Origin of the sequence: Asanoa ishikariensis (assembly GCF_900107455.1) — a bacterium.
Taxonomy (GTDB): Bacteria; Actinomycetota; Actinomycetes; order Mycobacteriales; family Micromonosporaceae; genus Asanoa; species Asanoa ishikariensis.
Window position 1 is genome coordinate 1998786 of record NZ_FNQB01000001.1, and the last position, 26201, is coordinate 2024986.

25 protein-coding genes and 2 tRNA genes are annotated in these 26201 nt (G+C 69.3%); 13 read left to right on the plus strand and 14 right to left on the minus strand.

Annotated features, from left to right (window positions below; translation table 11 throughout):
- Positions 1-4 precede the first annotated feature (4 nt).
- Both BLV39_RS09465 and BLV39_RS09470 read left to right on the plus strand, forming a co-directional pair.
- Positions 5-211 carry a helix-turn-helix domain-containing protein gene (locus BLV39_RS09465; RefSeq protein ID WP_239083985.1) on the plus strand — a complete coding sequence of 69 codons (207 nt, stop codon included), beginning with the start codon at positions 5-7 and terminating at the stop codon, positions 209-211.
- On the plus strand, positions 211-1377 hold the full coding sequence (locus tag BLV39_RS09470) for a tyrosine-type recombinase/integrase (protein WP_090789363.1): 1167 nt from the start codon (positions 211-213) through the stop codon (positions 1375-1377). Before BLV39_RS09465 ends, BLV39_RS09470 begins: the two co-directional genes overlap by 1 nt.
- A 56-nt stretch (positions 1378-1433) precedes the next feature.
- On the opposite strand, the gene BLV39_RS09475 is transcribed toward BLV39_RS09470, so the two are convergent.
- Positions 1434-1504: transfer RNA gene (locus tag BLV39_RS09475), tRNA-Gly, on the minus strand.
- A 30-nt stretch (positions 1505-1534) separates the two neighbouring features.
- Positions 1535-2332 carry a hypothetical protein gene (locus BLV39_RS09480; RefSeq protein WP_176984711.1) on the minus strand — a complete coding sequence of 266 codons (798 nt, stop codon included), beginning with the start codon at positions 2330-2332 and terminating at the stop codon, positions 1535-1537.
- Positions 2333-2411: 79 nt separating this feature from the next.
- On the opposite strand from BLV39_RS09480, the gene BLV39_RS09485 reads away from it, so the two are divergent.
- On the plus strand, positions 2412-3356 hold the full coding sequence (locus tag BLV39_RS09485; protein ID WP_239083983.1) for a TAXI family TRAP transporter solute-binding subunit: 945 nt from the start codon (positions 2412-2414) through the stop codon (positions 3354-3356).
- Here BLV39_RS09485 and BLV39_RS09490 read toward each other — a convergent pair.
- Complete coding sequence (locus BLV39_RS09490) at positions 3312-4703, minus strand: sensor histidine kinase (protein WP_090789366.1); 1392 nt, start codon at positions 4701-4703, stop codon at positions 3312-3314. The genes BLV39_RS09485 and BLV39_RS09490 overlap by 45 nt on opposite strands.
- Before the next feature lies 1 nt (position 4704).
- A complete protein-coding gene (locus tag BLV39_RS09495; RefSeq protein WP_090789368.1) occupies positions 4705-5361 on the minus strand; it encodes a response regulator transcription factor in 657 nt (218 codons plus the stop codon).
- A gap of 297 nt (positions 5362-5658) precedes the next feature.
- On the opposite strand from BLV39_RS09495, the gene BLV39_RS09500 reads away from it, so the two are divergent.
- The 7 genes from BLV39_RS09500 (at position 5659) to BLV39_RS09530 (ending at position 11629) form a co-directional block, all read left to right on the plus strand.
- Positions 5659-5732, plus strand: a tRNA-Pro gene (locus BLV39_RS09500).
- A gap of 95 nt (positions 5733-5827) precedes the next feature.
- Positions 5828-7162, plus strand: a complete 1335-nt coding sequence (gene tig, locus BLV39_RS09505) for a trigger factor (RefSeq protein WP_090789370.1) — start codon at positions 5828-5830, stop codon at positions 7160-7162.
- 101 nt (positions 7163-7263) lie between these two features.
- A complete protein-coding gene (locus BLV39_RS09510) occupies positions 7264-7905 on the plus strand; it encodes an ATP-dependent Clp protease proteolytic subunit (RefSeq protein WP_090789372.1) in 642 nt (213 codons plus the stop codon).
- A 10-nt stretch (positions 7906-7915) separates the two neighbouring features.
- The gene (locus BLV39_RS09515) at positions 7916-8578 is read left to right on the plus strand and encodes an ATP-dependent Clp protease proteolytic subunit (protein ID WP_090789374.1); all 663 of its coding nucleotides are present in this window, start codon (positions 7916-7918) and stop codon (positions 8576-8578) included.
- 159 nt (positions 8579-8737) lie between these two features.
- Entirely contained in the window at positions 8738-10024 is a 1287-nt protein-coding gene (gene clpX / locus BLV39_RS09520; RefSeq protein ID WP_090789376.1) for an ATP-dependent Clp protease ATP-binding subunit ClpX, read from the plus strand.
- A 4-nt stretch (positions 10025-10028) separates the two neighbouring features.
- On the plus strand, positions 10029-10832 hold the full coding sequence (locus tag BLV39_RS09525; protein WP_090789378.1) for a carbon-nitrogen hydrolase family protein: 804 nt from the start codon (positions 10029-10031) through the stop codon (positions 10830-10832).
- Between the two features lie 110 nt (positions 10833-10942).
- Complete coding sequence (locus BLV39_RS09530; RefSeq protein WP_204082941.1) at positions 10943-11629, plus strand: class I SAM-dependent methyltransferase; 687 nt, start codon at positions 10943-10945, stop codon at positions 11627-11629.
- 239 nt (positions 11630-11868) lie between these two features.
- Here BLV39_RS09530 and BLV39_RS09535 read toward each other — a convergent pair whose 3' ends face one another.
- The 4 genes from BLV39_RS09535 to BLV39_RS09550 are packed head-to-tail and all read right to left on the minus strand — an operon-like array spanning position 11869 to position 15093.
- A complete protein-coding gene (locus BLV39_RS09535; RefSeq protein ID WP_090791314.1) occupies positions 11869-12087 on the minus strand; it encodes a hypothetical protein in 219 nt (72 codons plus the stop codon).
- Between the two features lie 55 nt (positions 12088-12142).
- Complete coding sequence (locus BLV39_RS09540; RefSeq protein ID WP_090789382.1) at positions 12143-12988, minus strand: carbohydrate ABC transporter permease; 846 nt, start codon at positions 12986-12988, stop codon at positions 12143-12145.
- Positions 12988-13851, minus strand: a complete 864-nt coding sequence (locus BLV39_RS09545) for a carbohydrate ABC transporter permease (protein ID WP_090789386.1) — start codon at positions 13849-13851, stop codon at positions 12988-12990. The genes BLV39_RS09540 and BLV39_RS09545 overlap by 1 nt, the downstream gene beginning before the upstream one ends.
- A gap of 9 nt (positions 13852-13860) precedes the next feature.
- Entirely contained in the window at positions 13861-15093 is a 1233-nt protein-coding gene (locus BLV39_RS09550) for an ABC transporter substrate-binding protein (RefSeq protein WP_090789389.1), read from the minus strand.
- 161 nt (positions 15094-15254) lie between these two features.
- Here BLV39_RS09550 and BLV39_RS09555 point away from each other — a divergent pair, with 161 nt between their 5' ends.
- Positions 15255-16418 carry an ROK family transcriptional regulator gene (locus BLV39_RS09555; RefSeq protein ID WP_090789391.1) on the plus strand — a complete coding sequence of 388 codons (1164 nt, stop codon included), beginning with the start codon at positions 15255-15257 and terminating at the stop codon, positions 16416-16418.
- A 48-nt stretch (positions 16419-16466) separates the two neighbouring features.
- Positions 16467-17282, plus strand: coding sequence for an SAM-dependent methyltransferase (locus tag BLV39_RS09560; RefSeq protein WP_090789393.1), 816 nt, complete (start codon positions 16467-16469; stop codon positions 17280-17282).
- Here the strand turns inward: BLV39_RS09560 and BLV39_RS09565 are convergent.
- The 4 genes from BLV39_RS09565 to BLV39_RS42930 are packed head-to-tail and all read right to left on the minus strand — an operon-like array spanning position 17243 to position 21551.
- Positions 17243-19015 (minus strand): hypothetical protein, encoded by a 1773-nt coding sequence (locus BLV39_RS09565; RefSeq protein WP_090789395.1) that lies wholly within the window; start codon positions 19013-19015, stop codon positions 17243-17245. The two genes, BLV39_RS09560 and BLV39_RS09565, sit on opposite strands and share 40 nt — an antisense overlap.
- Positions 19000-19755, minus strand: coding sequence for an ABC transporter ATP-binding protein (locus BLV39_RS09570; RefSeq protein WP_176984826.1), 756 nt, complete (start codon positions 19753-19755; stop codon positions 19000-19002). The genes BLV39_RS09565 and BLV39_RS09570 overlap by 16 nt, the downstream gene beginning before the upstream one ends.
- Before the next feature lie 59 nt (positions 19756-19814).
- Positions 19815-21347: a hypothetical protein gene (locus tag BLV39_RS09575; protein ID WP_143049705.1), complete on the minus strand. Its 1533-nt coding sequence runs from the start codon at positions 21345-21347 to the stop codon at positions 19815-19817.
- Positions 21348-21380: 33 nt separating this feature from the next.
- Complete coding sequence (locus tag BLV39_RS42930; RefSeq protein ID WP_176984827.1) at positions 21381-21551, minus strand: hypothetical protein; 171 nt, start codon at positions 21549-21551, stop codon at positions 21381-21383.
- Positions 21552-21566: 15 nt separating this feature from the next.
- On the opposite strand from BLV39_RS42930, the gene BLV39_RS09580 reads away from it, so the two are divergent.
- Entirely contained in the window at positions 21567-21836 is a 270-nt protein-coding gene (locus BLV39_RS09580) for a hypothetical protein (protein ID WP_176984828.1), read from the plus strand.
- 22 nt (positions 21837-21858) lie between these two features.
- Here BLV39_RS09580 and BLV39_RS09585 read toward each other — a convergent pair whose 3' ends face one another.
- Positions 21859-22122, minus strand: coding sequence for a hypothetical protein (locus tag BLV39_RS09585; RefSeq protein ID WP_143049706.1), 264 nt, complete (start codon positions 22120-22122; stop codon positions 21859-21861).
- A gap of 560 nt (positions 22123-22682) precedes the next feature.
- Positions 22683-26153 carry a ThuA domain-containing protein gene (locus BLV39_RS09595; RefSeq protein ID WP_090789406.1) on the minus strand — a complete coding sequence of 1157 codons (3471 nt, stop codon included), beginning with the start codon at positions 26151-26153 and terminating at the stop codon, positions 22683-22685.
- Positions 26154-26201 lie beyond the last annotated feature (48 nt).

Consider the following 26201-nt stretch of genomic DNA (forward strand, 5'->3'; position numbering starts at 1 on the left):
CCTGATGACCACAGAGGAGGTCGCGAAAGTGCTCCACACCTCAGAGCGGCTCGTCCGGCGGTTGGTCGCCGAGAGACGCATCGTCTACGTCAAGGTCGGCCGCGCCGTGCGGTTCGAACCGAGTGCCGTCGTCGCGTACGTCGAACAGAACCGCGTCGGCACGCTCTCCAGAGCCCAACTGCGCGCCTCGATCCTCGGCCGGGTGGCGTGATGGCCGGCAAGGGTCGCCGACGCTTCGGCAGCGTGCGGAAGCTGCGCTCGGGTCGCTACCAGGCGAGGTACCTGGGTTCCGATGGGCTCATGCGCAACGCCCCGGAGACGTTCGCGAAGCCGCGCGATGCGGAGAAGTGGCTCACCCTGACCGAGTCGCAGATGATCAAAGGGGAGTGGTCGCCTCCGGAGGGAGCGGAGATCACGGTCCGGGAGTACGGGCACCGCTGGATCGCCGACCGGAAGCTCGCTCCGCGTACGCGCGAGCTCTACGGAGATCTCTTCCGGCTCTACGTCGACCCGCATCTCGGCAAGCTCGAACTCGGCTCCGTCCAACCGGCGACGATCCGCTCGTGGCGGTCAACGTTGCTCGCCACGAGATGTCGTGAGCCGCAAGCGGTCAAGGCGTACACGCTCTTGAGAGCGATCTTCAACACGGCGGTCAAGGATGACGAGATCCTGTCGAAGAACCCGTGCCGAATCCGCGGCTACGACACCTATCACACGCCCGAGCGACCAACCGCGACCGTCGACCAGGTCCACGCGCTCGCGGCCGTCATGCCGAAGCGCTTCTCGGCCTTCATCCTGGTCGCCGCGTTCTCCGGACTCCGCTGGGGCGAGCTCGCCGCGCTGCGCCGCTGCGACGTCGACCTCGATGCCAGAACGGTCAAGGTCCACCGGAAGCTAGCGGCGCTCAGGACGGGGTTGGAGTTTGGGCCACCGAAGACCGTCGCCGGCATCCGCTCGGTCGCTCTCCCGGGGGTCGCCACGGACGCTCTCAAAGATCACTTTGCGGCGGGATACGTCCCCGACGACCCGGAAGCGCTGATCTTCACCGGCGACAAGGGTGCCCTGCTCCGTTCCGGCAACTTCCGTCGCACGACCCGCTGGGCCGAGTCGACCCGTGCGGCCGGCCTCGGCGACGACTTCCACTTCCACGATCTCCGCCATACCGGCAACACCCTCGCGGCGGCGGCCGGCGCGAGCACGAAGGAACTGATGACCAGGCTCGGCCAGTCGAGCATGCGCGCGGCCCTCGGCTACCAACACGCGGCCAGTGAACGGGACCGCGAGATCGCCGACGCCATGGACAAGAGGATCAGACGCCAACGGCGCAAGGCCGGGTCTACTGGCACGCCAATGGCACGCAAGATCGAAAAGTCTTAGAAGAGGTCCAGCGATAGATCGCGAGCAACAGGTCTGACCTGGCAAAAAGCGCGGAGAGCGGGCGACGGGAATCGAACCCGCACCGTCAGTTTGGAAGACTGAAGCTCTACCATTGAGCTACGCCCGCGCGGATACCTCCGACAGCGTACTGGCTACCTCACGACGCCACGCGGAGTGGGGGTGTGGTGATCTCCAGCAAGGCCGCCTCGGACGTCACCGATGTGACCGACACCTGTAGGCACCCGGGCCGCGACCGGATCGATGCCGTCGCCCCCAGCAGGCGTGCGCTTCGAACCAGCACCGCTGCCATCTCCTGGTCAGCCAGCCGCACCCCGAACAGGCCGCCCCGGCGTTGACGTCCGGCGGCCAGCGACGCTGCCTGCCACGCTCGGCGGGCCAATGCCTCCCGGCGCGCGTTGTGCGGTGACGAAGCACCCACCGGATCGGTCCGGAGCAGGAAGTGCCGCCCCTGCCGCCACCCCGCCGCGAGCTGACCGACGGTAGACACCCACGACGAGCCCGGGATGGTCACCCGGTGCACGAAGTACTGCCGCCGCCCGCCACCCACCAGCGTCGCCCAGGAAGCGGCAACGCCCAGGTCCGCCAGCAGGCGGGAGAGCCGTTCCGCGGCCTCCGGCTGGTTGAACTCGGCCAGGACGGCGACCCCGCCTGCCCGGAGCGCCGCGCCGGTGTAAGCCGGCGCGGCGCTCGGGCCCGGCAGCGCCGTGTCGCCCCCCGACAGGAAGGACGCTCCTGGTGTCAGCGTCCCGATGGCGCTGCCGGACGTGGGTCCGGGTGCCGGCCCGGACCCAGGTCCGAAATCGTGGCCGAGCGGCCGTGCTCCTGGGGATCGACCTACCCCTGTGCACCGGATCAGGCAGGCCGCCTCGAAGATCGAGGGCAGTGAGCGCATGGCCGCGTCCCCGGTGCTGTCCCGCTGTATGGCCATCGTCATCGCCTCCCAGGTTCAGGGTGGCCGGTCCGGCCTTTCAGGGGGATGCGCTGGCCCCTTACTTGAGGAAAACTTGCGCTCCGTGCGGAGGCGGAGGCGAACGAGAGTCGAGACGGCCGGGCTGGCCGTGCTCGTGCTGCTGCTCGTCGCCACCGGTGTCTATGCGGAGGGCAACCCCTCGGTCACGCACATCCGGATCGCGACCGGCAGCCCGACCGCCGTCTACTACGCCTTCGGGCGCGCGCTCGGTCAGCTCGTCGACGACAACCTCGCCGACACCGACGCTCAGGTGCTGGTCACCGCTGCTTCGGCGGAGAACGTGCGGCTCGTCGAGAACGGGGGCGCCGAGATCGGGTTCACCCAGGCCGACATCCTGGTCACCGGTGACGCGCCCCCGGACCCGCGGGTGCGGGCGCTGGCCCGTGTCTACGAGGACCTGCTGCATCTGGTCGTGCCGACCAACTCGACCATCAAGACGCTCGAGGACCTGAAAGGCCGGAGGGTCGCCACCGGTGCGTCGGGCTCCGGCACCGAGATCACAGTCGGGCGGCTGCTCGAGGTTGCCGGCCTGAAACACGCGATCCAGCCGCAGAAATGGGGTCTCGACGAATCGGCCGCCGCGCTGGCCGACGGGCGGATCGACGCGTTCTTCTTCTCCGGCGGGCTGCCCGTCAAGGCGATCGAGGATCTCAACAACAGCCTGGGCATCCGGATCGTCGACCTCGGCAAATGGGTCGAGCCGATGAGAAAGGCCCATTCGGCCGTGTACGTCCGGCGCGAGGTCAACGACTCCGTCTACGACCTGCCGGCGGTCAGCACCCTCGCGGTGCCGAACTTCCTCGTGGTGCCGACCGAGATGCCCGACGACATCGCGTACGAGCTGACGAGACTCCTGATGGAGCGGCACGAGGCGCTGGCCCGCGCGCACCCGGCGGGGGAGCGGTTCGACGTCCGCTCGGCGATCGGCACGATGCCGGTGCCCCTACACCCGGGCGCCGCCCGCTACTTCCGCTCGGTGAAGCCGTAGCCGCACCCGGGCCTCCAGGCCGTGCGGTTCGAGCGGGGCCAGCACCAGCGACCCGCCCGACGCCTCGATCAGCACCGTGGCGATCGACAGGCCGAGGCCGGCACCATCGACGTTCTGGGTGTTGGGCGCGCGCCAGAACCGTCGGGTCGCCAGCCGGCACTCCGCGGCGGTCATCCCGGGGCCGTTGTCGCGGACGGTGACCACGACCCGGCCGGGCAGCGTGCTGACCGACACCTCCACGTGCCCGCCCGCGCCGGCGAACTTCAGCCCGTTGTCGATCAGCGCGTCGAGTGCCTGGTCGAGCGCCGTGTCCGCCGCCTCGGCGAAAACGCGGGAGACGGGCACCGACGCTGTCAGGGCCACGCCGCGTTGCACCGCGAGCGGCAGCCAGGCCTCGACCCGCGCCGCCACGAGCTCGCCCGCGTCGACGATGACCGGCGGCCGGCCGTCCCACTCCGCGCGGGCCAGCGCCAGGAGGCTGTCGAGCACCCGGGCCAGCCGGTCGGACTCCTCCAGGGCCAGATGGTGCTCGGGGCGGGCCTCGGTCGGCAGCATGTCGCCCAGGCCCTCGACCCGCAGCCGCAGCACGGTCAACGGGTTGCGGAGCTGGTGGCTGGCGTGCGCGACGAACAGCCGCTGCCGTTCGAGGGCGTCGGTGACCGTGTCGGCCATCTCGTTGAAGCTGGTGGTCAACCGGCGCAGCTCCGGTGGCCCGAGCGCGTGCGGCACCCGCGCGGTGCTGTCGCCGGCGGTGATCTCGTGTACGGCGGTGTCCAGCGAGAAGACGGGCCGGAGCACCCAGCGGGCCAGCCGGACCGCGGCCACCAACGAGCCCACCAGCGCGACCAGCCCGACGATGCCGAGCATGGCCCAGGCGAACAGCATCGAGCCGCGCGCCCGCTCGGTCGACGAGACCGTCAGGATCCCGCCGAGCACCGCGCCGCCTTCGTAGATCGGCACCGCGACCAGGAGTTGGCTCTCCTGCCAGGGCCAGACGTTGGTCGGCGAGCTCATCTGCCGGCCGGCCAGCGCGCCGCGGATGACCGGGTCGGCGTCCGGGCCGGGATGTGGTCCGGCCGCGTTCACCACGTGCCGGTTCTGGTCGACGACGATCACGTCGATCCCGTAGAGCTCGTGGTAGCGCCCCAGCTCCGCCGCGACCGGGGCGAGATCGCCGCCGCGGATCGCCGGCGCGGCCAGCGCCGCGAACCGGGTCGCGTCGGCCAGCCGGTCGGCCAGCAGCGCCTGGGTGGTGCGCCCGCTCATCACCAGCGCCAGCGGCACCTCCAGTGCCAACAGCACCAGACAGAGCAGCAGCAGGTACGTCGTGACGAGCCGGCGCCGCACGTCACTCGGCCTGTAGCCGGTAGCCGACGCCGCGCACGGTGCGGACCAGGTCGGGCTGGCCGAGCTTGGCCCGCAGCGAGGCCACGTGCACCTCCAGCGTGTGCCGGCCCGACCAGGTGGTCTGCCAGACGTCGAGCAGGATCCGCTCGCGGGTGACCGCCACGCCGGGCTGGCGGGCCAACGAGGCCAGGATGTCGAACTCCTTGCGGGTCAGCGCGATCGGCTTGGCGTCGATGCTGACCTCGCGCGCGGTGAAGTCGATCCGCAGCGGGCCGATCTCGCGGGTCTGGCGCGCGGCCACCCCGCGGGCGGCCCGGCGCAGCAGGGCCTCGATGCGGAGCTGGAGCTCGGCCATCGAGAACGGCTTGACCACGTAGTCGTCGGCGCCGACCCGGAAGCCGTTGACCTTGTCGCGCTCGTCGGACCGGGCGGTCACGGCGATGATCGCCAGGTTGTCGTCGCGGGTGCGCAACGCACGGCACACGTCGATGCCGTCGCCGTCGGGCAGGCTGAGGTCGAGCAGCACCAGGTCACAGGGTGCGGCCTCGACCGCGGCCTTGGCGGTGGCCGCGTGCTCGACCTGGTAGCCGCGGCGGACCAGCATCGACTTCATGACGGACGCCACCCGTAGGTCGTCCTCGACGAGCAAAATGCGCATGGCTCCGCCTCCTCCCGGCCTATTTCCGCGCATCCTAACCGGGTTACCCGGCAGAAAAGGTCGCCGAAGTGACGCCAGATTCCCGCCCGTCCTCAGCCGTCTGGCTGCTGGCGCAGCCAAACGCCTTGCGGTCACCCTGGCAGTGAAGCGAAGCGAGCGGTGCCCGGCGGGAGCGACGGTCTGGACCGTCGCGGACCCGGGCAATATGCTTTGTCCGGTTTATCCGTCACCCACCGTGCGGGAATGGGACGCCGGGCGCGGACGGTGCGCCGGTACCGCATAGACTTCGGTTCGCCACGGGGTGTGGCGCAGCTTGGTAGCGCACTCGCTTTGGGAGCGAGGGGCCGTGGGTTCAAATCCCGCCACCCCGACTGTGATCACCGAGGCCGGTGCCTGCGGCGGCCGGCGCGCGCGCGCCTACACTCGGGGCTGATCACCCCATAAAGACATGTCGAGGAGTACGCCTGTGAAGAGCACCGTGGAGACCCTGAGCCCGACCCGGGTGCGGCTCGCCATCGAGGTGCCGTTCGTCGAGCTCGAGCCGAGCCTGCGCAAGGCGTACCGGGAGATCGCCCAGCAGGTGACCGTGCCAGGCTTCCGCAAGGGCAAAGTGCCGTCCGCGGTGATCGACCAGCGGGTCGGCCGGGGCGCCGTGCTCAACGAGGCCGTGCAGGAGGCGATCCCCGAGAACATCGTCGCCGCGGTCCGCGAGCACGAGGTCAAGACGCTCGGTCGCCCCGAGGTGGAGATCACCGAGTTCGGTGACGGAGAGCCGCTGAAGTTCACCGCGGAGATCGACGTCCGTCCGGAGATCAACCTGCCCGACCTGACGACCATCGAGGTCACGGTCGACGAGCTGGCGATCGGCGACAACGAGATCGACGACCAGATCAAGGCGCTGCGCGAGCGGTTCGCGACGCTCAAGACGGTCGAGCGGGCCGCCCAGGAGGGCGACTACGTGCAGATCGACATGAAGGCCACCGTCGACGGCGAAGAGGTGCCGGGCGGTTCCGCGACCAACATCTCGCACGAGGTCGGCAGCAAGCAGCTCCTCCCCGGGCTCGACGAGGTCCTGGTCGGCCTGGCCGCCGACGCGGACACCTCGTTCAGCACGCAGTTGGTCGGCGGTGACTTCGCCGGTCGCGACGCCGACGTGGCGGTCACCGTGCGCACCGTCAAGGAGAAGCAGCTTCCCGAGTTGGACGACGAGTTCGCCCAGCTCGCCAGCGAGTTCGACACCCTCGACGAGCTGCGCGAGGACCTGCGCAAGCGGGTCACCCAGGCCAAGCAGGCCGAGCAGATCTACGCCGCCCGTGACAAGGCGCTGGAGCAGCTCGTGGCTTCCGCCGAGGTGCCGGCGCCCGAGGGCGTCGTCAAGGAGGAGGTCGACCACCGCAAGCAGGCGATGGCCGACCAGCTCGAGCGGATCGGCGCCTCGTTCGAGGAGTACCTCGCGGCCGAGGACAAGACCGAGGAGCAGATCGACACCGAGCTGACCGAGGCGGCCACCGAGGGCGTCAAGATCCAGCTCGTGCTCGACACCCTGGCGGACGCCGAGGACGTGCAGGTCTCCGACGACGAGTTCGGTCACGAGATCATGCACCGCGCGCAGCGGGCCGGGATGCAGCCGCAGCAGTACTACGACCAGCTCGTCCGCTCGGGCGCCGCGGGTGCGGTGTTCGGCGACGTGCGGCGGGGCAAGGCGCTCACCCTGGTGATGGAGCGGGTCAAGATCTCCGACACCGCCGGCAACGCGATCAGCCTGGACGCGGTGCGCGAGGTCACCGAGCACAACCACTGAGGCCCGCCTGCGCTCTGAGCGAACACCGTCTCAGGCGGGAAGTCAGTGCCTCAGGTTGCGGTTAATGTCGGGCGTAGAACGGAAACGAGCGAGAGGCTGCCATGACCGATCTGCATATTCCAGCGACGCCCATCCGGGCGCACGAGGCGCGCGGCGACCAGCTCGCCGGCGGGCTCGACGACTCGGTCTACAACCGGCTGCTCAAGGAACGCATCATCTTCCTCGGCAGTGAGGTTACCGACCAGGTGGCCAACCGCATCTGTGCACAGTTGCTGCTGCTGGCCGCGGAGGACCCGAGCCGCGACATCAACCTGTGGATCAACTCGCCGGGTGGCTCGGTCTACTCCGGCATGGCGATCTACGACACGATGCAGTTCATCGACAACGACGTGTCCACGGTCGCCATGGGCATGGCCGCGTCGATGGGCCAGCTCCTGCTCTGCGCGGGCACCAAGGGCAAGCGCTACGCCCTGCCGCACGCGCGGATCATGATGCACCAGCCGTCCGGCGGCATGGGCGGCACCGCGTCCGACATCGCGATCCAGGCCGAGCAGATGCTCTACACCAAGCGGATGTTCCAGGAGCGGGTCGCGCACCACACCGGCCAGGGCCAGGACCAGATCGAGGCCGACTCCGACCGTGACCGTTGGTTCACGGCCCAGGAGGCCAAGGACTACGGATTCATCGACAAGGTGATCACCGGAGCCGCACAGGTTCCGGAAGGCGCCGGGACTCTGGGCTGAGGAGGCCACCATGACTGATCTGACGCTGCCTCCGCAGTTCGCTCCGGTGCACAACCGCTACGTGCTGCCCTCGTTCGTCGAGCGCACCTCGTACGGGATCAAGGAGTCGAACCCGTACAACAAGTTGTTCGAGGACCGGATCATCTTCCTCGGCGTCCAGGTCGACGACGCGTCGGCCAACGACGTGATGGCGCAGTTGCTGACGCTCGAGGGCACCGACCCGGACCGCGACATCATCATGTACATCAACTCGCCCGGTGGCTCGTTCACGGCGATGACGGCGATCTACGACACCATGCAATACGTCCGTCCGGACATCCAGACGGTCTGCCTCGGTCAGGCGGCCTCGGCCGCCGCCGTGCTGCTGGGTGCCGGCACGCCGGGCAAGCGGATGGCGCTCCCGAACTCGCGGATCATCATCCACCAGCCGGCCACCGAGGGCGGTTACGGGCAGGGCTCCGACATCGAGATCCAGGCGCGCGAGATCCTGCGCATGCGGTCCCAGATGGAGGAGATCATCTCCCGGCACTCCGGCCGGGCGCGCGAGCAGGTTTCCCGCGACGTCGATCGTGACAAGATCATGACGGCCGAGGAAGCGCGCGAGTACGGGCTGGTCGACACGATTCTCACCAGCCGCAAGAAGGGCCTGCTGGCGGCCGCTGCCGCTGGCTGAGATGGCAGAGTGTCGGGGATCGGCCAGCTTGGTTACAGTGGCCGTTCCCTGACACACCCATTTTGGGGGTCGGAGATAACGCCCCTAGCGGGTAACGTCGAGTTTGCACACAACCCGGAGGCGGTTCCGCCGCGGCCGACGAGCGCAGGGAGAACGTAGGTGGCACGGATCGGCGACGGTGGCGACCTACTCAAGTGCTCCTTCTGTGGCAAGTCGCAGAAGCAGGTCAAGAAGCTCATCGCGGGCCCAGGGGTCTATATCTGCGACGAGTGCATCGACCTCTGCAACGAGATCATCGAAGAGGAGCTGGCTGAGTCCGGCGAGGTGAAGTGGGAAGAGCTTCCCAAGCCGATGGAGATCTACCAGTTCCTCAACGGCTACGTGGTGGGCCAGGACCAGGCGAAGAAGGCCCTGTCGGTCGCGGTCTACAACCACTACAAGCGGATCCAGGCCGAGTCACACTCCGGGTCGGGCAACGACCAGGTCGAGGTGGCCAAGTCCAACATCATGCTCATCGGCCCCACGGGCTGCGGTAAGACCCACCTGGCGCAGACCCTGGCCCGGATGCTCAACGTGCCGTTCGCGATCGCCGACGCCACCGCGCTGACCGAGGCCGGCTACGTCGGTGAGGATGTCGAGAACATCCTCCTCAAGCTGATCCAGGCGGCCGACTACGACATCAAGCGCGCCGAGACCGGCATCATCTACATCGATGAGGTCGACAAGATCGCGCGCAAGTCGGAGAACCCGTCGATCACCCGCGACGTCTCCGGCGAGGGTGTCCAGCAGGCCCTGCTCAAGATCCTCGAAGGTACGGTCGCCAACGTTCCGCCCCAGGGCGGTCGCAAGCACCCGCACCAGGAGTTCATCCAGATCGACACCACCAACGTGCTGTTCATCTGCGGTGGCGCGTTCGCCGGGCTCGACCGGATCATCGAGTCCCGCACCGGCCAGGGCGGCACCGGCTTCGGCGCCCGACTACGCGCGGTGTCCGAGCGGTCGACGGACGACGTGTTCAGCCAGGTCATGCCCGAAGACATGCTCAAGTTCGGGCTGATCCCCGAGTTCATCGGCCGACTCCCGGTGATCACCAACGTCCGGTCACTCGACCGCGAGGCGCTGGTCAAGATCCTCACCGAGCCGCGCAACGCGCTGGTCCGGCAATACCAACGGCTCTTCGAGCTCGACGGCGTCGAGCTCGAGTTCGACCCGCCTGCCCTGGAGGCCATCGCCGACCAGGCCATGCTCCGCGGCACCGGCGCCCGCGGCCTGCGGGCCATCCTCGAAGAGGTCCTCCTCTCGGTGATGTACGAGGTGCCCAGCAACCCCGACGCCGCCCGCGTCCTGATCACCCGCGCGGTGGTCATGGAACGGGTCAACCCGACGATCGTGCCCCGCGAGTTCGCCGGCCGGCGCCGGCGGGACCGCGAGGAAAAGTCGGCCTGACGCGATGCGCGTCGCGGTCTGCCAGCTCAACGCGCGGGACAACCGCGCCGACAACCTGAAGGTGGCCCGTTCCCTGCTGGAGCGGGCCGCCGCGCTCGGCGCCGACGTCGCCGTGCTGCCGGAATACACCGATTACCTCGGGCCGTCGGTCCCGCCGCCTGAGCCCGTCGACGGTGAGTACGGGTCGTTCTTCGCGGCCGCCGCGCGGGACCTCGGGATGTGGGTGCACGCGGGGTCGTTCCACGAGGTCGGGCCTACGCCTTCCCATTCGTACAACACGTCTCTGCTGTTCGACCGCTCCGGCACGCTGGCGGCGACCTACCGGAAGATCCACCTGTACGACGTGGACATCCCGGGTCGCGTCTCCTATCTGGAGTCGGCGACGATCGCGCCTGGGTCGACCACGTCGGTAGCCACCGTCGAAGGCGTGCCGTTCGGCCTGACGATCTGCTACGACCTGCGGTTCCCGTCTTTGTACCAGTCGCTGGCGGTCGAAAGCGCGGCCCAGGTCCTCGTGGTGCCGGCGGCGTTCATGCTGCACACGGGGCGTGATCACTGGGAAGTGCTGCTGCGCGCCCGGGCGATCGAGAACCAGTGCTACGTCGTCGCGGCGAGCCAGATCGGCGACCACGAGCCCGGTCGTTCGTGCTTCGGCCGCTCGATGATCATTGATCCGTGGGGCACCGTGGTGGCGCAGGCACCCGACGAGGTGACGGTGGTCGTGGCTGATCTCGACCTGTCCCGGTTGGCGCGGATCCGGCGTGAGTTGCCGTCGTTGGCGAACACGCGGCCGTTCAGCGTCGGTTGAGCTTCGACGCGCACGAGCGCGCTCAGTGGGCCGGCCGGGCTGAGGTTTACCGGGACACCCTTGCGGCGCTGTGCGCGGGGCCGGCTGTCGCCTTGTTGGACGCTGCTGGGGTGGCGTCCGGTGTCGCTGTCCTCGATGTCGGCACGGGGTCCGGGACGGTCGCGTCGTTGGCGGTCTCGCGCGGGGCGGTCGTAGTCGCCGTCGACGCCGAGCCGAGCATGGTCGCGTTGGCTGCTGGCCGGCTGCCGGATGTCCGTTTGGCTTCTCTGCCTGGGCTGCCCTTCGAGGCCGACAGGTTTGACGCTGCTGTGGCCAACTTCGTGGTCAACCACGTGGGCGATCCGCTGGCGGCGGTGGCGGAGCTGGGCCGGGTGGTGCGGCCGGGTGGGAGGGTCGCGGTGACGATCTGGCCGCATCCGCAGCCGGTCGCGCAACGCCTCTGGGCCGACATCTTCGCCGCCGCCTCGGTGGTGCGGCCGCCTGACCTGCCGCGCGTCGATGCTGCCGCCGACTTCCCGCGGAGTGTCGAGGGGTTGAGCTCTATGCTCCGCCGCGGTGGATTCGCGGACGTCGAGGGGACGGAGATCTCGTGGATCCACACGACCGATCCCGAGGCGTGGTGGAACGGTCCGGCGGCTGGGATAGGCGCGACCGGGGCGGTGCTGGCCGCGCAGGACGCGTCGACACGGGCACGGGTGCGGTCGGAGTTCGACCGGCTCACGGCACCGTTCACGGAGGCCGACGGGCGACTGGCGCTGCCGACTGCGGCGGTGCTTGTGTCCGGACGGGTGGCTTGACCGGTCCGCCGCTCGGCGCGATGTGCTTGTCGGCTTGCGGGTAAGGCGGCCCCGGCCAAGGCGGCCTGCGGCCGAGGTTGGTGGACCTGCCACCTGCCTGTCCGACGATGCGGCTCGACGTTGGTGTCCGGGTGAAGGCGCGATGTGCCGTTGGCTGACGCCAGGCCCGCGGCGGAGGCTGCGGGTTCGCGTTCGTAGGCTGACCCGCCTGCGGCAGAGGCCGTGCCCACGGTGGTCGGTCAGAAGCCGCCGGCCAGGTAGCTCAGGACCGCGATGCCGACGACCGCGGCGCCGGTGACGAGCATGGCCGTGGTCATGCGCGACGGGCCGCGCGCCGCCAGGCGGTAGGCGGCGGCGCCCAGCGCGAGCAGGACACAGAGGCCGATGACCAGTTGCCAGAACGAGACGAGCATTCCGAGCAACGCGTCCTCGGCGAGCACGGGGCTCCCGTCGGGCATGACCCACTCTCGCACACCGGCCGTCACCTGCGGCGCGACCTGCGCATCGGTCCGCTTACTTCACCGAGCCGCGCATCACTCCGGAGATCACCCAGCGTTGGGCTACCAGGTAGACCAGGACCATGGGGGCCAGGGCCATCAGGTACGACGCGAACGCCAGGGTGTAGTTCGTGCTGAACTGACCCTGGAAGACGTACTGGACCAGCGGCAGCGTCTGCGCCGACGGCGACGACAGCACCACCAGCGGCAGCAGGAAGTCGTTCCAGGCCCACAGGCAGGTCAGAATGCCGACCGTGGCGTTGATCGGCGCTAGCAGCGGGAAGATGATCCGCCAGAACGTCGTCCAGACGCTCGCCCCCTCGGTCATCGCCGCCTCTTCCAGCTCCCGCGGTATCGAGTTGAGGTAGCCGACGTAGATGAAGACGTTGAGCGCGAGCCCGTACACCACGTACAAGAAGATCAATCCGACCTGGTTGTCCATGAACAGCAGCGAGGTCTGCTTCACCACGGGCAGCATGATGATCGGGAACGGCACGAACAGCGCCGAGACGAAGTAGAAGAACAGGATTTTGAAGCGGCGCCGGTGCATGTTGCGGCTGATCGCGTACGCCACCATCGAGTTGGTCACCAGCGTCAGCACCACCGCGCCCACGGTGATCAGCGCGCTGTTGAGGGCCGCCCGCGGGAAGTTGGTCAGGTCCCAGGCCTCGGCGAAGTTGGCCCACCGCGGATCGGCGGGCAACCCGAAACCCGACCCGGAAAGCTCGTCGGGGGTCTTCAAAGCCGTGACCACAGCGAAGTAGAGCGGGATCAGCACCGTCAAAGACAGCACGCACATCAGCGCGGTCAACCACCAGTTGACCTTGAAGGTTTCCCGGCGCGCGAGACCGAACACAGCCATCAGGCCTGCACCTCCCGGCGCATCAGGATGCGGAGCTGGAACAGCGAGAACGCCACGATGACGATGAAGAACACCACGGCATTGGCGGTCTGGTACGCGAAGTCGCCGCCCTGGAAGCCGCCCCGGTAGATGACCAGGGAGATCGACTCTGTCGCGGTGCCCGGCCCGCCGTTGGTCAGCGGGATGATGTGGTCGAACACGTTCAGGAAGTTCTTCAGCGACAGCACCATGTTGATCGTGAAGAAGGCGGCGATCAGCGGGAACGTGATCTGCCGGAACTTCCGCCAGGAGCCGGCGCCGTCGATCGACGCCGCCTCGTACAACTCGGTCGGGATGGTCTGCAGGCCGGCCAGGTAGAGGATCACCGCGAACGCGGTGGCGTTCCACACCGCGAACAGCACGATCGCGAGCCACGCCAGGTCCTCGTTGGCCAGGATGCTGGTCGAGAACGTCGCACTGCCCAGCTTCTGCCCGAGGTAGGGGACCGTGTAGCTGAACAGGTAGTTGAAGATGTAGCCCACCACGAGGATGGCCATCACGTTGGGCAGGAAGAAGATCCCGCGCAGCGTGGTGCGGAACTTGATCCGCGCGTTGAGCCCGACCGCGATCGCCAGCGCGATGATGTTGACCAGCACGGTCGACAGGAGCGCGAACTGGAACGTGAACAGGTACGAGTCGCGGATCCGCTCGTCGGCGAAGATGTTGGCGTAGTTCTCGAACCCGATGAAGCTCCAGTCGCCGTAGCCGGCATAGTCGGTGAAGCTGTAGAAGACGCCCTGGAGCACCGGGATCGTGTGGAACACGAAGAACAGCACGAAGGCGGGTACGACCATCCAGTAGAAGGTGCGGTTGGTGCGCTGCATGTCGCCTCCTCAGTTGCGCCGCCGCGCGAACTTGTCCCACTCGTCGTCCAGCGACGCCAGGAACGCCGCCCGGTTGCCGTCGATCAGGAACTGTTGGCAGATCTGCGGCAGGGGGATCGCCGGCGGGACCTGGTGGTCGGCGAACCCGGTGACCTGGCCCGCGGCGAACACGGGCACGAGGTCCTTGAGCGCGTCGTCGGCCGGCTCCAGGCCCTTGAGCGTCGGGACCGCACTCTGTTCGGCCGCGTACGCCTCGACGACCGAAGGCTGCATCAGGTAGTTGACGAACGTCATCGCGGCGTCCTTCTTCGCCGGGTCGCGCCCGAGCGTGATCGCGACGTCCACACCGGACACGAGCCGGGTGTCGCCCGCCGAGTCCATCGGCATGGGGAAGACGCCGATGTCGAACGCCGGCTTGAACGTGCGGATCGTCGGGATGGCCCAGCTTCCCTGGAGGTACATGGCCGTCTTGCCCTCGGCGAACGCCTGGTTGCCGTCGTTGTAGCCGCGCGACAGCTTGTCCTGCTGCGCGTACGAGAAGAGCTGTTGGAACCGTTCCGCGACCGTGCCGTAGCCGGCGGCGAAGCTCGTGTCGCCGGCCCGCAGCCGCTCCCAGAAGTCGTCCGGCGGCAGGTTGGCCGCGAGCACGTTGAACGAGGGCAGCGCCGTCCAGGAGTCCTTGAGGGTCGCGTAGAACGGGGTGACCCCGGCCGCCTTGAACGTCTCCGCGGCGGTGATCAGCTCCGGCCAGGTGGTCGGGACCCGCACGTCGTACCGCGCGAAGAGGTCCTTGTTGTAGATCACGCCGTTGGCGTTGTTGGCGAACGGCAGTCCGTTGACCTCGCCCGGCCCGCCGGTGCCGAGCGCGTTGATGATGTCGAGGATGGCCGGCGTGACGGTGCCGGTGACCGCTTCGCCGGAGAAGTCGTAGAACACGCCGGCGCGGGCGAGCTCGCCGAACGACGCGTTGGCGTTGAGCGTCAGGACGTCGGGGATGTCGTCACGGACCAGCCGGGTGCGGATCGCGGTGTCGGCGTCGGGCACGTGGTTCTGCACGACGTGGATGTCGGGGTGCAGCCGCTCGAAGTCGGCGATCAGCTTGTCGAACGTCTGGATCGCCTCGGGCTTGAACTGGAAGAAGTCGAGCGAGGTGCGGCCGTCGTCGTCGCCGAACACGCCGCAACCGCCGAGCAGGGCGACGGTGACGAGACAGGCGACGGCGCGGTTGATGCGGCGGGCCATGGGCACACCACCTCCGGGATAGTGACGGGCGTCACCATTGAGTTACTTCTACGCTGCAAGTAACTCCGGGGTCAACCCCTGTCGATATGCCGGAAGTGGCGGATCAGGCGGGCTCATAAGTTTGAATGCACAAATAACTGACCGGCTGGCATCATGACCGGGTGCTCAACGGTTCAACCGGCTGGCCGTCGCTGACGCCCGCGACCCGCACCGCCGCCGTCGAGTTGCTCCGGCACGGCCCCCTGTCGCGTTCCGCATTGGCCCGCCGGCTCGGCCTCTCCGCCGGCAGCGTGACCCGGCTGGTCACGCCCCTGCTGGCCGGCGGCCTGGTCGTGCCGGTCGGGCCGGGCCGCGACGGCGGCATCGGCCGGCCGTCCACCCCGCTCGACGTGGTCGCCGCCGGTCACCGCTTCGCCGGGGTCAAACTCACCGCATCACACGGGTACGCCGTGCTGGCCGATCTGCGTTCCACGGTGCTGGCCAAGGTGGACGGTCCGCTGCGGGGCAAGTCGCCGGCCGAGGTCGTGGCCAGCGTGGCCGACCTGGTCTCCCGCGTCGCCGGCGACGCGCCGCTGGCCGGCGTCGGGGTCAGCCTCGGAGGCCGGGCCGCCGACCACCGGATCGTGACCGCGGCCCCCTATCTGGGCTGGGCCGGTCCGGTCGACCTCGGCGGGCTGGTCACCGCCGCGACGGGTGCGCCCACCGTGGTCGACAACGACGTGCTGGCCCTGGCCCGGGCGACGCACTGGTTCGGCGCGGCCCGCGGCGCCGACCGGTTCGCGCTGGTCACGGTCGGCGTGGGGATCGGCTACGGCCTGGTCGTGCACGACCGCCTGGTGGACAGCGACGACGCCGGCGTCGGCCTCGTCGCCCACCTCTGCCTCGACCCGCTCGGCCCGCTCTGTGCCCGCGGCCACCGGGGCTGCGCCGAGGCGATGCTGGCCAGCGGCAAGATCCGGGACGCGGTCGCGGTCGGCCGGGGCGGTGTCAGCACGTACGCCGAATGCCTGGACCTGGCCTCCGCGGGTGACCCCGTGGCCGTGCGCGTGGTCGACGACGCCGGGCGGGCGCTGGGGCGACTGGTCGCGATGATCGCCAACCTGACCATGGTGCCGACGGTGGTGCTCTCCGGCGACGGGGTCGAGTTGGCGTCGGTGGCGTCGGACGCGCTCGCCGCGGGTCTGGCCGCTGACCGCGACCCGGCCGCCGACCCGGTGCGGGTGGAGATCCACCCCGGCGGGTTCGACGAGTGGGCCAGGGGTGCCGCGGTCACCGCCATCCAGTCGTATACGACTCCTCGGGGCAGCGCAATGATGCACCGTTAGTGCATAGTGGACGCCTACGGCGTTGCGGGTCCGAGCGGAGGATGTGACGTGGTCGAGGCTCCACCAGATCGTGGATCGAAGCCGGCCACAGCGGCCCGGATCTACGACTACATCCTGGGCGGCACCTTCAACTTCCCGGCCGACCAGCAGGCCGGCCAGAAGATGATCGAGATGTTCCCGATGGTGCGGTCCGCTGCCCGCGACAACCGGGCCTTCCTGCGCCGGGCGGCGCGGCACGTCGCCAACGCCGGGTTGACCCAGTTCCTCGACATCGGTTCGGGCATCCCCACCGAGGGCAACGTCCACGACGTGGTGCAGCAGGTCACCCCCGGCGCCAAAGTGGTCTACGTCGACATCGACCCGGTGGCGGTGTCGGAGAGCCTCGACCTGCTGAGGAACAACGCCGACGCCACGGCGATCAACGCCGACCTGCGCGACCCGAAATCGATCCTCGACCACCCGCAGGTGCGGGAGACGATCGACTTCGACCGGCCGGTCGGCCTGCTGTTGTGCGCGGTGCTGCACTTCGTGCCCGACGACGAGGTCGCGTTCGGCGTCGTCCGCACCCTGCTCGAAGCCCTGCCGTCCGGCAGCCACCTGGTGGTGTCACACGGTTCGATCGAGGGCATGCCCGAGCGCGCGACGCAACTCGAAGACGCCAAGGACCTCTACAAGCGCAACACCTCGAGCCAGCTCTTCCCGCGTACGCGCGACGAGGTCACGCGGTTCTTCGAGGGCCTCGAGCTCGCTTCGCCGGGCGTGGTGTGGGTGCCGCAGTGGCGCCCGGATCCGGCGGACCCGAGCAACTTCGAGGACACTCCGTCTCAGAGCGCCTCGGTCGGAGGCGTCGGCCGGCTGCCCTGACGCTTCGTGCGCTTCGGCAGGACCAGCCAGGTGCCGCCGGCGTACATCGCCACCCCGAGCACGGCGAAGCCGATCGCGACCGGATAGCGCAGCCCCGGCGACACGTAGGTGGCCAGGAACCACGACTGCCGCGTCATGCCGTTGGCCACGAAGACGGCCGCGACGACGCCCTGTGGGAACAGCGGGATCGCGCCGAAACCGAAGCACCACCAGGCGATCGCCTTGCGCCCGGTGGGTAGCTGGTCGAAGCGCGTCTGGATGGACCTGGCGCCGGTCGCCTTGCGGCCCGTGCGCATCTCGTTGAGCAGCTCCGGCCCGTGGCTGTGCAGCCGTCGCTCGGCCAGGGCGCCGAAACCCCACCAGCTCAGCAGCCCGGTCGCGACGCCGATCGCCGGGCCGGCCCAGCCGAACCACTGTGCGGCCAGCGCCGCGGGCACGGCGGTGGCGGCCACGGCGGCGAGGGCCGCGTACGCCTGACCGGTCAGCCCGCCGTCGTCCTCGCTCGTCCGCAGCGGGTTGTTGGCCCGGCGGTGCGGGTCGGTGCCGGGCACCAGACCGTACACGGAGATCAACGGCACGAGGCCGACCGCGCCGCCCAGCAGGGCCGGCAGCAGAGCCAGGATCAGCGGCCAGGGACCACCCGTGATCGCGGTGCACACCACGGTCAGCACGATCGCGATCGGCGCGTGCACCGAAAGCCACGCGAGCTGCCGGCCGCGCACGTCGCGGGCGCCCGGGGTCATCAGGGTCAGCCAGAGGGCGGTGCCGTCGGTGCCGTACATGTTGGCGGCCAGCCCCGCGGCCATCACGACGAAGATCGGCCCCGCGTACGGCAGCATGCCGTTCCACCCGATCAGCAGGGGGCTGGCCGCGAAGCCGACGCCGTACGCCAGCGCGAAGGTGAGTTGGTAGTTCCGGACCAGGTCGCGTGACCAGGTGCGCAGCTCCTTGGCGACGATCGCGCCGCCGGGAGAGGCGGCCCGGATCGGGCGGCGGCCGCTGCCGGACGTCCGGGTGGCGCCCAGCCGCCTCGTCAGCAGCGCGGCCCACGCACCCAACAGCACCAGCACCAGGGCGACCAGGGCGGGAATGGCCCACCACACGCCGCGTACGGCCAGCAGCCCCCAGCCGGACGGCAGATAGGCGACCGCCGTCGGGATGCCGGTCTGACCCAGGGCCCAGAAGACCACCCAGATCTGGCCGAGGCCGGCCAGGATCGTCCCGTTGACCAGGCCGGTCCCGATCGCGCCGAGCCGGCTGCGCAGGCCCAGGCCCACCAGTGCGACGCCCACTTTGGACAGTAGGACGAACACCGCGAGCTGGAGCAGCATCGCCGGCACCGCGACCAGCGCGTTGCCGGGACCGAGCCGGACGCCGGCGATCACCAGCCCGGTCAGCGCGACGATGCTGACGAGCGGGGCGAGGCCCACGAACGCGGCGAACAGGAGGCCGGTGGCCAGCTCGCGGGGTTTCAGGCCGAGCAGGGAGAAGTACTCCGGCCGCAGGGTCTCGTCGCCCCCGCCCATGAAGACCGGGCCGAGGAGCCAACCGAGCAACCACACCGCGTACGCCGCGGCCAGCAGGTCGAGGTCGCCGAAGGCAAGGTAGAGCGTGCCGCCGGCGAGCACCGCGCCCAGAGCCGCGCCGGTGCCGGCAAGCTGGGCCCGCGTCCCGCGCAGGGAGTGCCGGAGCGCCGCGACCTTCATCGCGGCCATCGTCACCGCGACAGCCATGACAGCTCCTTCACGCCGCCGTCCTCGTCGCCGACCAGCGCGACGAAGGTGTCCTCGAGCGAGCGCTCGCCGCGCACCTCGTCCAGCGTGCCGGCGGCGGCCACCGTGCCCTGGTCGATCACCGCCACGTGGTCGCAGAGCTGCTCCACCAGCGCCATCACGTGGCTGGACAGCACGACCGAGCCGCCACCCACGACGAAACCGCGGAGAATCGTCTTTATCGTGGCGGCGGACACCGGGTCGACGGCCTCGAACGGCTCGTCGAGAACCAGCAGCCGCGGCGCGTGCAGCAGCGCGGTGGCCAGGCCGATCTTCTTGCGCATGCCCGTCGAGTACTCGATGACCAGCGTCTGGTCGGCGCCGTCGAGCTCGAGCACGGCCAACAGCTCGTCGGTGCGCCCGACCACGACGTCACGGGGCAGGCCACGCAGCAGGCCCAGGTACGTGAGCACCTCGCGCCCGGTCAGCCGCTCCGGCATCGCCAGCCCGTCGGGCAGCACCCCGACCAGCGCCTTGGCCCGGTCGGGCGCGGACCAGACGTCTTCGCCGAAGATCCGGGCACTGCCGCTGTCGGGGCGCAACAGCCCGACCGCCATCGACAGCGTCGTCGTCTTGCCGGCGCCGTTCTGGCCGACGAGCCCGAAGAAGGATCCTTGAGGAACGCGCAGATCGATCGCGTCGACGGCGAGCTTTTCGCCGAACCGCTTGGTCAACCCGTCGATCTCCAGCGCTGGCGTCATGGCCAAAGGTGTACCGGACCAAGGGGTTGATTACCAGGGGTGTCTCATGTGGCCAGTGGTCAGGTCTTGCGTACCGCGCTGGTGAAGCCCGCGATGAACAGGGTCGCGAAGGTCCACGCGAACAACTGGAGCAACCAGCCTGCGACAGTGAGGGTCTGGCCGGTGGCGGTGGCGGTGGGTTGGCAGCGGTCGCGGGCGCCGGTCTTGAGCAGCGGGGTGCCCAGGTCGAGGCCGACGCCGATCTGGTCGACGGTCGAGCAGGCGGCGGTCCCCGGCTTCTGGGCGAGGCCGCCGTGGTGGCCGCCGACGACGCTGAGCACGACCGCGGCGGCGAGCGTGGCGAGCAGCAGGAGCAGGGCCCGCCAGGGCTGGTAGCCGTAGCCCAGGGTGAAGCCGGTGACCCGACTCCAGGCCCGTTCCGAGCGCGACAGCCCGGCCCGCTGGATCTGGTCACGCCGTTGGGCGATGAGAATGGCGCGGGCGTCGCGGTCGTGCCCGGCGGTGCGGTACGCGCCGGCGAGCTGCTGGTAGGCCTGCGCGCTGTAACCGGGGGTGTGATCGCGGAGCAGGGTCAGCCAGCGCCGCGCCGACGTCGGCCACGGCAGCCCGGTGTAGGTCAGGCCGTCCAGGTCGACGCTCGTGATCCCGTCGATTTCCAGGGCGAGCGACCCACCGACGCGCACGAAGGGCAGCTCGACCACGGCCCGGTCGCCAGCGCCGGTGGCGCGGAAGCCCCAGTCCAGGGCCAGGTCCCGGTCGATGTGGAGGCCGTCACCGACGATCGCCGGGCCGCTGTCGTTCGCGATCCGCGCCCCGCCACAGCTCAACGCGCCGAGCTGGGCGCCGATCAGCCGGATAGCACCCTCCGCGGCGGCGGCGACGGCGGTGAAGCCGTCGCTGAGCAGCACCTCCCGCGAGACTCTGGCATTGCCGATGTCCAGTGCCGCGCCGGCGCTGTTCTCCATCCGCGCCCCGCGACAGTTGAGCTGGCCGGCGATCTCGGCACCGAGCAACCGGACCGTGCCGCGCTCGCTGCCGCTGACCGCGCTGAAACCGTTGCGCAGGAACACACTCTGGTCGGTGCGGAGACCGTCGGCGTCGAGGGCCGGCCCCTCGTCGCTCTCCAGCCGCGCACCACCGCAGTCCAGGGTGCCGACGTGGGCAGCGAGCAGTCGCACCGCGCCGGTCACGGTGCTCCCGCTCAACGAGAACGACGTCCGCGCGGTGAGCCGGGTGGCCTCGACCGTCTGCTCGATGCGGCATCCGACCAGGGCGACCGCCCGCAGTTGGGCGTTCTGGAGAGTCAGGCCGTCCGGCAGCAGACAGTCCCGCAGTTCGACGGCGACGTCGCTGGTGATGTTCTCCAGGTCGATCCGGCCGGCGATCCGCGCTCCGCGCAGCCTTATGCCGTGTGGGTCCGGATCGCCCGCCAGGCGGCCGCGGACGAGCTCGCGGATCACCTCGGCGGAGATCGTGCGTTCCGCGCCCCACGAGTGCATCGCCGCCTCGTCGACCGGCCCGTCGCCCGCCAGATCCAGCAGGTCGCCCGCGCCGACGGCCGCGATCAGTCGCTGTTCGACGGCGGTGTGCAACGACGTGACCTCCAAAGCGCGCGACTCGCGGAGCTAGGAGTGTTCCACCAACACGGCGAAGCCGTCGAGATGGCGGGCGAGACCGTACTCGAACAGTCCGTCCAGGTCTGCCGCCGTCTCCGCCGGAATCGTCGCCAGCAGCGGACACCGTCCACTGTCGAGGATCTGGTTCTGTTGTGCGAGTCGCCATCCTTCGAGCGTCACGCCAGTCTCCTGCTGGTGACCCGGGCCCTGGTCGCCGACCCGGCGGTCCTGGGGGTGGCCCGGATCAACTGGCGCTCGGCAGACCAATCCGTGTTCGACGGCATCAGGCAGTGCCTGGCCGGCGACTTCACCGACGAGGCGGCGCGGCGGCAGCTCAACATGCTCGAGCCCGACGAGCCCGCCAGCATTCCCTTGGCGGATGCCCGCGGCGACGCGGACACCTGGGGCCGGATTCCCCGCACGTATTCGACCGACCTGAACTGCTGGAGATCTTCGCCGAACTAGCCGGCGGCTGAACGAGCACGCCTCATGGTTTGTCGATGGGATACATGACGTCCGGAACGATCTCGATGGGCAAGATCTCCGCATGGACCGCCGCGTGCGCGTGCGCGTCGGCGAAGGCGGCTTCCTGGGCGTTCGGCTCGTCGGGCCGCTGCTCTCCGGACCAGCCGCAATCGCAAGCAGCCCAGAAGAAGGGCGGATATTTGTCCTTGTCGCGGACATACATCACATGGACGCGCTCGGACTTCTCCTGCTTCTTCCACCACGCCAAAGCAAGCTCCCACCGCAACGATCGAAAGGTAGCGACAGCATCGCGCATCGACCGCCCAATGTCAGCATGCTGCCGAGGCTATGCCTCGACCTTGACCACCTCGCGCCTCGACAACCATCGAGCCAGCCGCGAAATGAAGTCGGCTGCCGCGGTCCCACGGTCCGGGTGAACTCGCACGTTGCTCCGCACCCCGCTGTACCAGCCCACTTCAGTTCCTTCTATGTACACGCTAGGAGTCCACCGCTGGTCCCCGCTCCAGGTGTCCCAGCGCTCGACCAAGTCTTGGTTCTCGCGGAGATACCGGCCGAGCACATCCTCGAACCCTGGATCAGCGAAGTGGCGGTCGGCTAACTGAAGAAGGAGGACAAACGATGACCCAGACCTGTGCTCGACGATCGAGGCAACGCGAGCAGCGGCTGCGGCAATTGCCTCCTCGGCCACTCCTTCTTTGTCCATATGCCACCCCCATTCGCGACCACTCTTGCAGATGGCCGCCAGCGTGATTCATGGTCGACCGGGCGCGCAGGGCCGCTACCAGGGCCCGGTTGACCGTCAGGTCAGCCCGGGCCCTGGCTCCCTCAGGTCACCGTGATCGTCACGCTGCTCGAGTGGGTGGCGCCGGCGCTGTCGGTCAGGGTCATCCAGGCCGTGTAGGTGCCTGCGCGGGAGTAGACGTGGCTGGCCGTCGCAGCATGTACGGACGTGGTGTTGTCGCCGAATTTCCACTCCCGGTCCACGATGGTGCGGCCCGGTGGTGGTGTTGACGTGCTCGTGAACGCCACCGTAAGCGGTCGCGCACCGGTCGCCGGAGTGGCGCCAATGCTGAGCGTCGCCCCGGTCTCGGCCTTGACACCTCGCCCGTTGAACCGCAGCCAGTCCAGCGCCATGATGTCCGGGTCGCCCGTCTGGCCGGCCTTCACGAACCGCAGATAGAGCGGGAACGTTCCACCGGGGTTGGTCAAGGTGATCGTGGGCGAGATCAGGTTGTCGTACCCACCAGTGGGATTGATCGTTGCCGTGCCGATCAGCGTGCCCGTCGGTGACCCGGCGCGGAACTCGATCGTGCCGCCCGTTCCGCCCGAGGACGCGCCCACGGTGACCCCGCTGATGGCGGTCAGGTTGACCGGGCCCAGGTTGATCCAGTCGCCGTTGTCGAGGTCGCCGAGTCGCCGGCCGGCCTGGGCCGCGGGTCGGTCCAGGATGCTCACCCCGGACTGTCCGTCGAAGTTCTCGGCCTCCATGCTGCGTGGCTGCAACGCGATCTGGGTCGAGCCGGTCAACGCCGGAATGCCGCCGGTCGCGCCCGCGTCGGTGTATTGCGCGCTGACCAACTGGTAGAGGTTCGCGCCTGGGCCGTGCCCGTCGCCGCCGCCCGACTCCGTGATCAGCGTGCCGGAGCAGCCGACGTAGTTGTCCAGCGGGTGGGCGTGCGCGTCGTGCCCGAGCAGTGTCTGCACGACGACGCGGTTGCAGTCGATGGTCGTGTCCTCGGGATCGGTGACCGTGACCGTGTACGGGATCCGGTCGCCGAACTCGAAGAAACCGCCGGCAGGGATGTTGATCGTGACGGTGGGCCGGGTGTTGCCGACGGTGATCTCCGTGGTGGCGAGCGCGGTGAGCCCGCCGGCGCCGGTGACCGTGAGACGCGCGTTGTAGCGGCCCCTGGTCGGGTAGGTGAACGACGGGTTGGCGGCGGTCGAGTCGGTGGTGCCGTTGCCGTCGAAGTCCCAGGCGTAGCTGATGGCCCCGGACGAGCCCGCGCTGGAGAACGTCACCGCCAGTGGCGCGGCGCCCGAGTCGCGGTTCGCGGTCATGACCGCGACCGGTGGCACGCCGTTGGCGACGTAGTCGATGCGGTAGATGCCGGCACCCTCGTTGGTGCCGCCGCGTCCGCTGCCCGAGCCGGCGCCGAAGTCCATGACGTAGAGCGAGCCGTCCGGCCCGAACTCCGCCTCGAACGGCTGGATCCAGCTCATGCCGGTGAAGATCGTGTTGATCGACTGGAGCCCGCCGACGCTGGTCGGGCCGAACCGCGAGTTGCTGAACGTCTGTGCGGTCTGGTTGATCGACAGGGTCTTCCACCACTTGCGGGTCAGCTCGTACGCGATCCATTTGTTCTCGAAGTACTCGGGGAACTTCGTCAGGCGCGGGTTGGCGGGGTCGTAGTCGTAGACCGGGCCGCCCATCGGACCGCCACCGCCGGTGCCCACCTCGGGGAACTGGGTCGAGGCGGAGTAGGCGTACCAGACCAGCGCCGGGCGCGCGGCCGGCAGGTTCGTCAGGCCGGTGTTGTTGGGCGAGTTGTTGACCAGCGCGGCGCAGTTGAAGACCGGGCCGGACGTCGAGGTCGCGAAGTTGTAGTCGTTGAACGGGGTGTTGTTGCCGACGCAGTACGGCCAGCCGTGGTTGCCGGCGCTGGTGATCCGGTTGAACTCGACCGTCCCCTCGGGGCCGCGGTTGGCGTTGGCCGCCGTCGCGTCGGGTCCGTAGTCGGCGACCAGCACCGCGTTGGTGTGCGGGTCGACGGTGATCCGGAAGGGGTTGCGCATCCCCATCGCGTAGATCTCGGAGCGGGTACGGGCCGTACCCGGCGCGAACAGGTTGCCCGACGGCACCGTGTAGGTGCCGTCCGCCTGCGGCCGGATTCGCAGGATCTTGCCGCGCAGGTCGTTGGTGTTGCCGGAGGTGCCCTGCGCGTCGAAGGCCCGGCGCCCGGAGCGCTCGTCGATCGGGGCGTACCCGCTCGACTCGAACGGGTCGGTGTTGTCGCCGATCCCCGCGTAGAGGTTGCCGTCCTTGCCCATCGCGATCGAGCCGCCCATGTGCGAGTTGGCCCGTGCCTCGCCGCGCAGCGTCGGGATGGTGAGCAGCCGTTTCTCCGAGCTGAGCGCGATCGTCGACCCGGTCACCGTGAACCGGGAGAGGTTGAGCTGGTTGAGTGTCTTGTCAGACCACAGTAGATAGAGCCAGTTGTTGGTCGCGAAGTTGTTGTCGATGGTGAGCCCGAGCAACCCGTCGGACTGGCTGGTCTGCGCCGGGGTGTAGGCGAAGTCGATCAGTGTGGTCACCGCGAGCGTGCTCTGGTCGATCACCTTCACGGCGCCGGTCCGCTGGATGTAGAAGACCCGACGGTCCGGTGCGACCGCCAACTCGAAGGGGTCGGCGAGGTTCTGCGTCACCAGCGGCACCCGCTGGAACTTGTTGTTCTGCGTGGCGCTGCAGTCACCGGCGACCGCGCCGGCCGCCCACTCGATCCCGTAGCGAAGGTGGTCGAGGAAGTACGGCTCACTGAATGACGAGATCGAGTGTCCGCCGGCGGTGAACCAGGACCGGCCGCCGTCGTAGTTCTGGCACCACGAGTAGGCGTGGTCGACGCCCTCGTCCAGCCCGTTGATGCCGTCGCGCACCTTGATCTGCGCGAGCGTGTGCACCCGGCCGGTCGGATTGGTGCGCCAGTTGTACCACTCCTCGCTGCGCTCCCAGAGCTCCGGCAGATTCTTCGTCGAGGGGTGCGCCCGGTCGAGCACCTTGATGCGCCCGGGGAACACGCCGCCGGTCGAGGTGAAATCAGGGTGTACGTCGAAGATCGTGCCGACCAGGCCGTCGTACCAGGCCCAGTCTCGCTCGCTCGCCGATGCCGCGTGCAGTCCGGCCCAGCCGCCGCCCGCCCGGACGAAGTTCTGCAGGGCGGTGCGCTGGGCGGCGTTGAGCAGCGCGCCCGCTTCCGGCGTCGAGTTGGTGTTGTTGAACACCAGCGCGTCGAACCTCGCCAGGTTGGCGTCGGTGAACGCGGCGGCGTCGGTGGTCGCCTCCACCTCGAAGTTGTGTGCCGCGCCGAGCTGCTGCACAGCGGCGATCCCGGCCGGGATCGAGTCGTGATAGAAGTTCGTGACCTTGGAGAACACCAGCACCCGGAACCGCGGTGCGGCGCTGGCGGGACTGGCGGGGCCAACGATCGCGGTGGTCACCGCGAGCGTGAGCGCGGCGACGAGGGCGATGGCTCGGCGCACACCGTGATGACGGCGCACGGACAGACGAGGACGGCGCATGCGGGCGCTCCCGAGGCAGGGGACGGTGGGGATAACGCTGTGCGTTCG

What these genes read in the sequence shown, in the direction of transcription:
- BLV39_RS09595 (WP_090789406.1), bottom strand. Translation starts at nt 26,153, where the DNA reads ATGCGCCGTCCTCGTCTGTCCGTGCGCCGTCATCACGGTGTGCGCCGA.
- BLV39_RS09540 (WP_090789382.1), bottom strand. Translation starts at nt 12,988, where the DNA reads ATGGCTGTGTTCGGTCTCGCGCGCCGGGAAACCTTCAAGGTCAACTGG.
- BLV39_RS09535 (WP_090791314.1), bottom strand. Translation starts at nt 12,087, where the DNA reads ATGCCCGACGGGAGCCCCGTGCTCGCCGAGGACGCGTTGCTCGGAATG.
- BLV39_RS09570 (WP_176984826.1), bottom strand. Translation starts at nt 19,755, where the DNA reads ATGACGCCAGCGCTGGAGATCGACGGGTTGACCAAGCGGTTCGGCGAA.
- BLV39_RS09515 (WP_090789374.1), top strand. Translation starts at nt 7,916, where the DNA reads ATGACTGATCTGACGCTGCCTCCGCAGTTCGCTCCGGTGCACAACCGC.
- BLV39_RS09510 (WP_090789372.1), top strand. Translation starts at nt 7,264, where the DNA reads ATGACCGATCTGCATATTCCAGCGACGCCCATCCGGGCGCACGAGGCG.
- BLV39_RS09565 (WP_090789395.1), bottom strand. Translation starts at nt 19,015, where the DNA reads ATGGCTGTCGCGGTGACGATGGCCGCGATGAAGGTCGCGGCGCTCCGG.
- BLV39_RS09545 (WP_090789386.1), bottom strand. Translation starts at nt 13,851, where the DNA reads ATGCAGCGCACCAACCGCACCTTCTACTGGATGGTCGTACCCGCCTTC.
- BLV39_RS09480 (WP_176984711.1), bottom strand. Translation starts at nt 2,332, where the DNA reads ATGACGATGGCCATACAGCGGGACAGCACCGGGGACGCGGCCATGCGC.
- BLV39_RS09550 (WP_090789389.1), bottom strand. Translation starts at nt 15,093, where the DNA reads ATGGCCCGCCGCATCAACCGCGCCGTCGCCTGTCTCGTCACCGTCGCC.
- BLV39_RS09465 (WP_239083985.1), top strand. Translation starts at nt 5, where the DNA reads ATGACCACAGAGGAGGTCGCGAAAGTGCTCCACACCTCAGAGCGGCTC.
- BLV39_RS09495 (WP_090789368.1), bottom strand. Translation starts at nt 5,361, where the DNA reads ATGCGCATTTTGCTCGTCGAGGACGACCTACGGGTGGCGTCCGTCATG.
- BLV39_RS09525 (WP_090789378.1), top strand. Translation starts at nt 10,029, where the DNA reads ATGCGCGTCGCGGTCTGCCAGCTCAACGCGCGGGACAACCGCGCCGAC.
- BLV39_RS09470 (WP_090789363.1), top strand. Translation starts at nt 211, where the DNA reads ATGGCCGGCAAGGGTCGCCGACGCTTCGGCAGCGTGCGGAAGCTGCGC.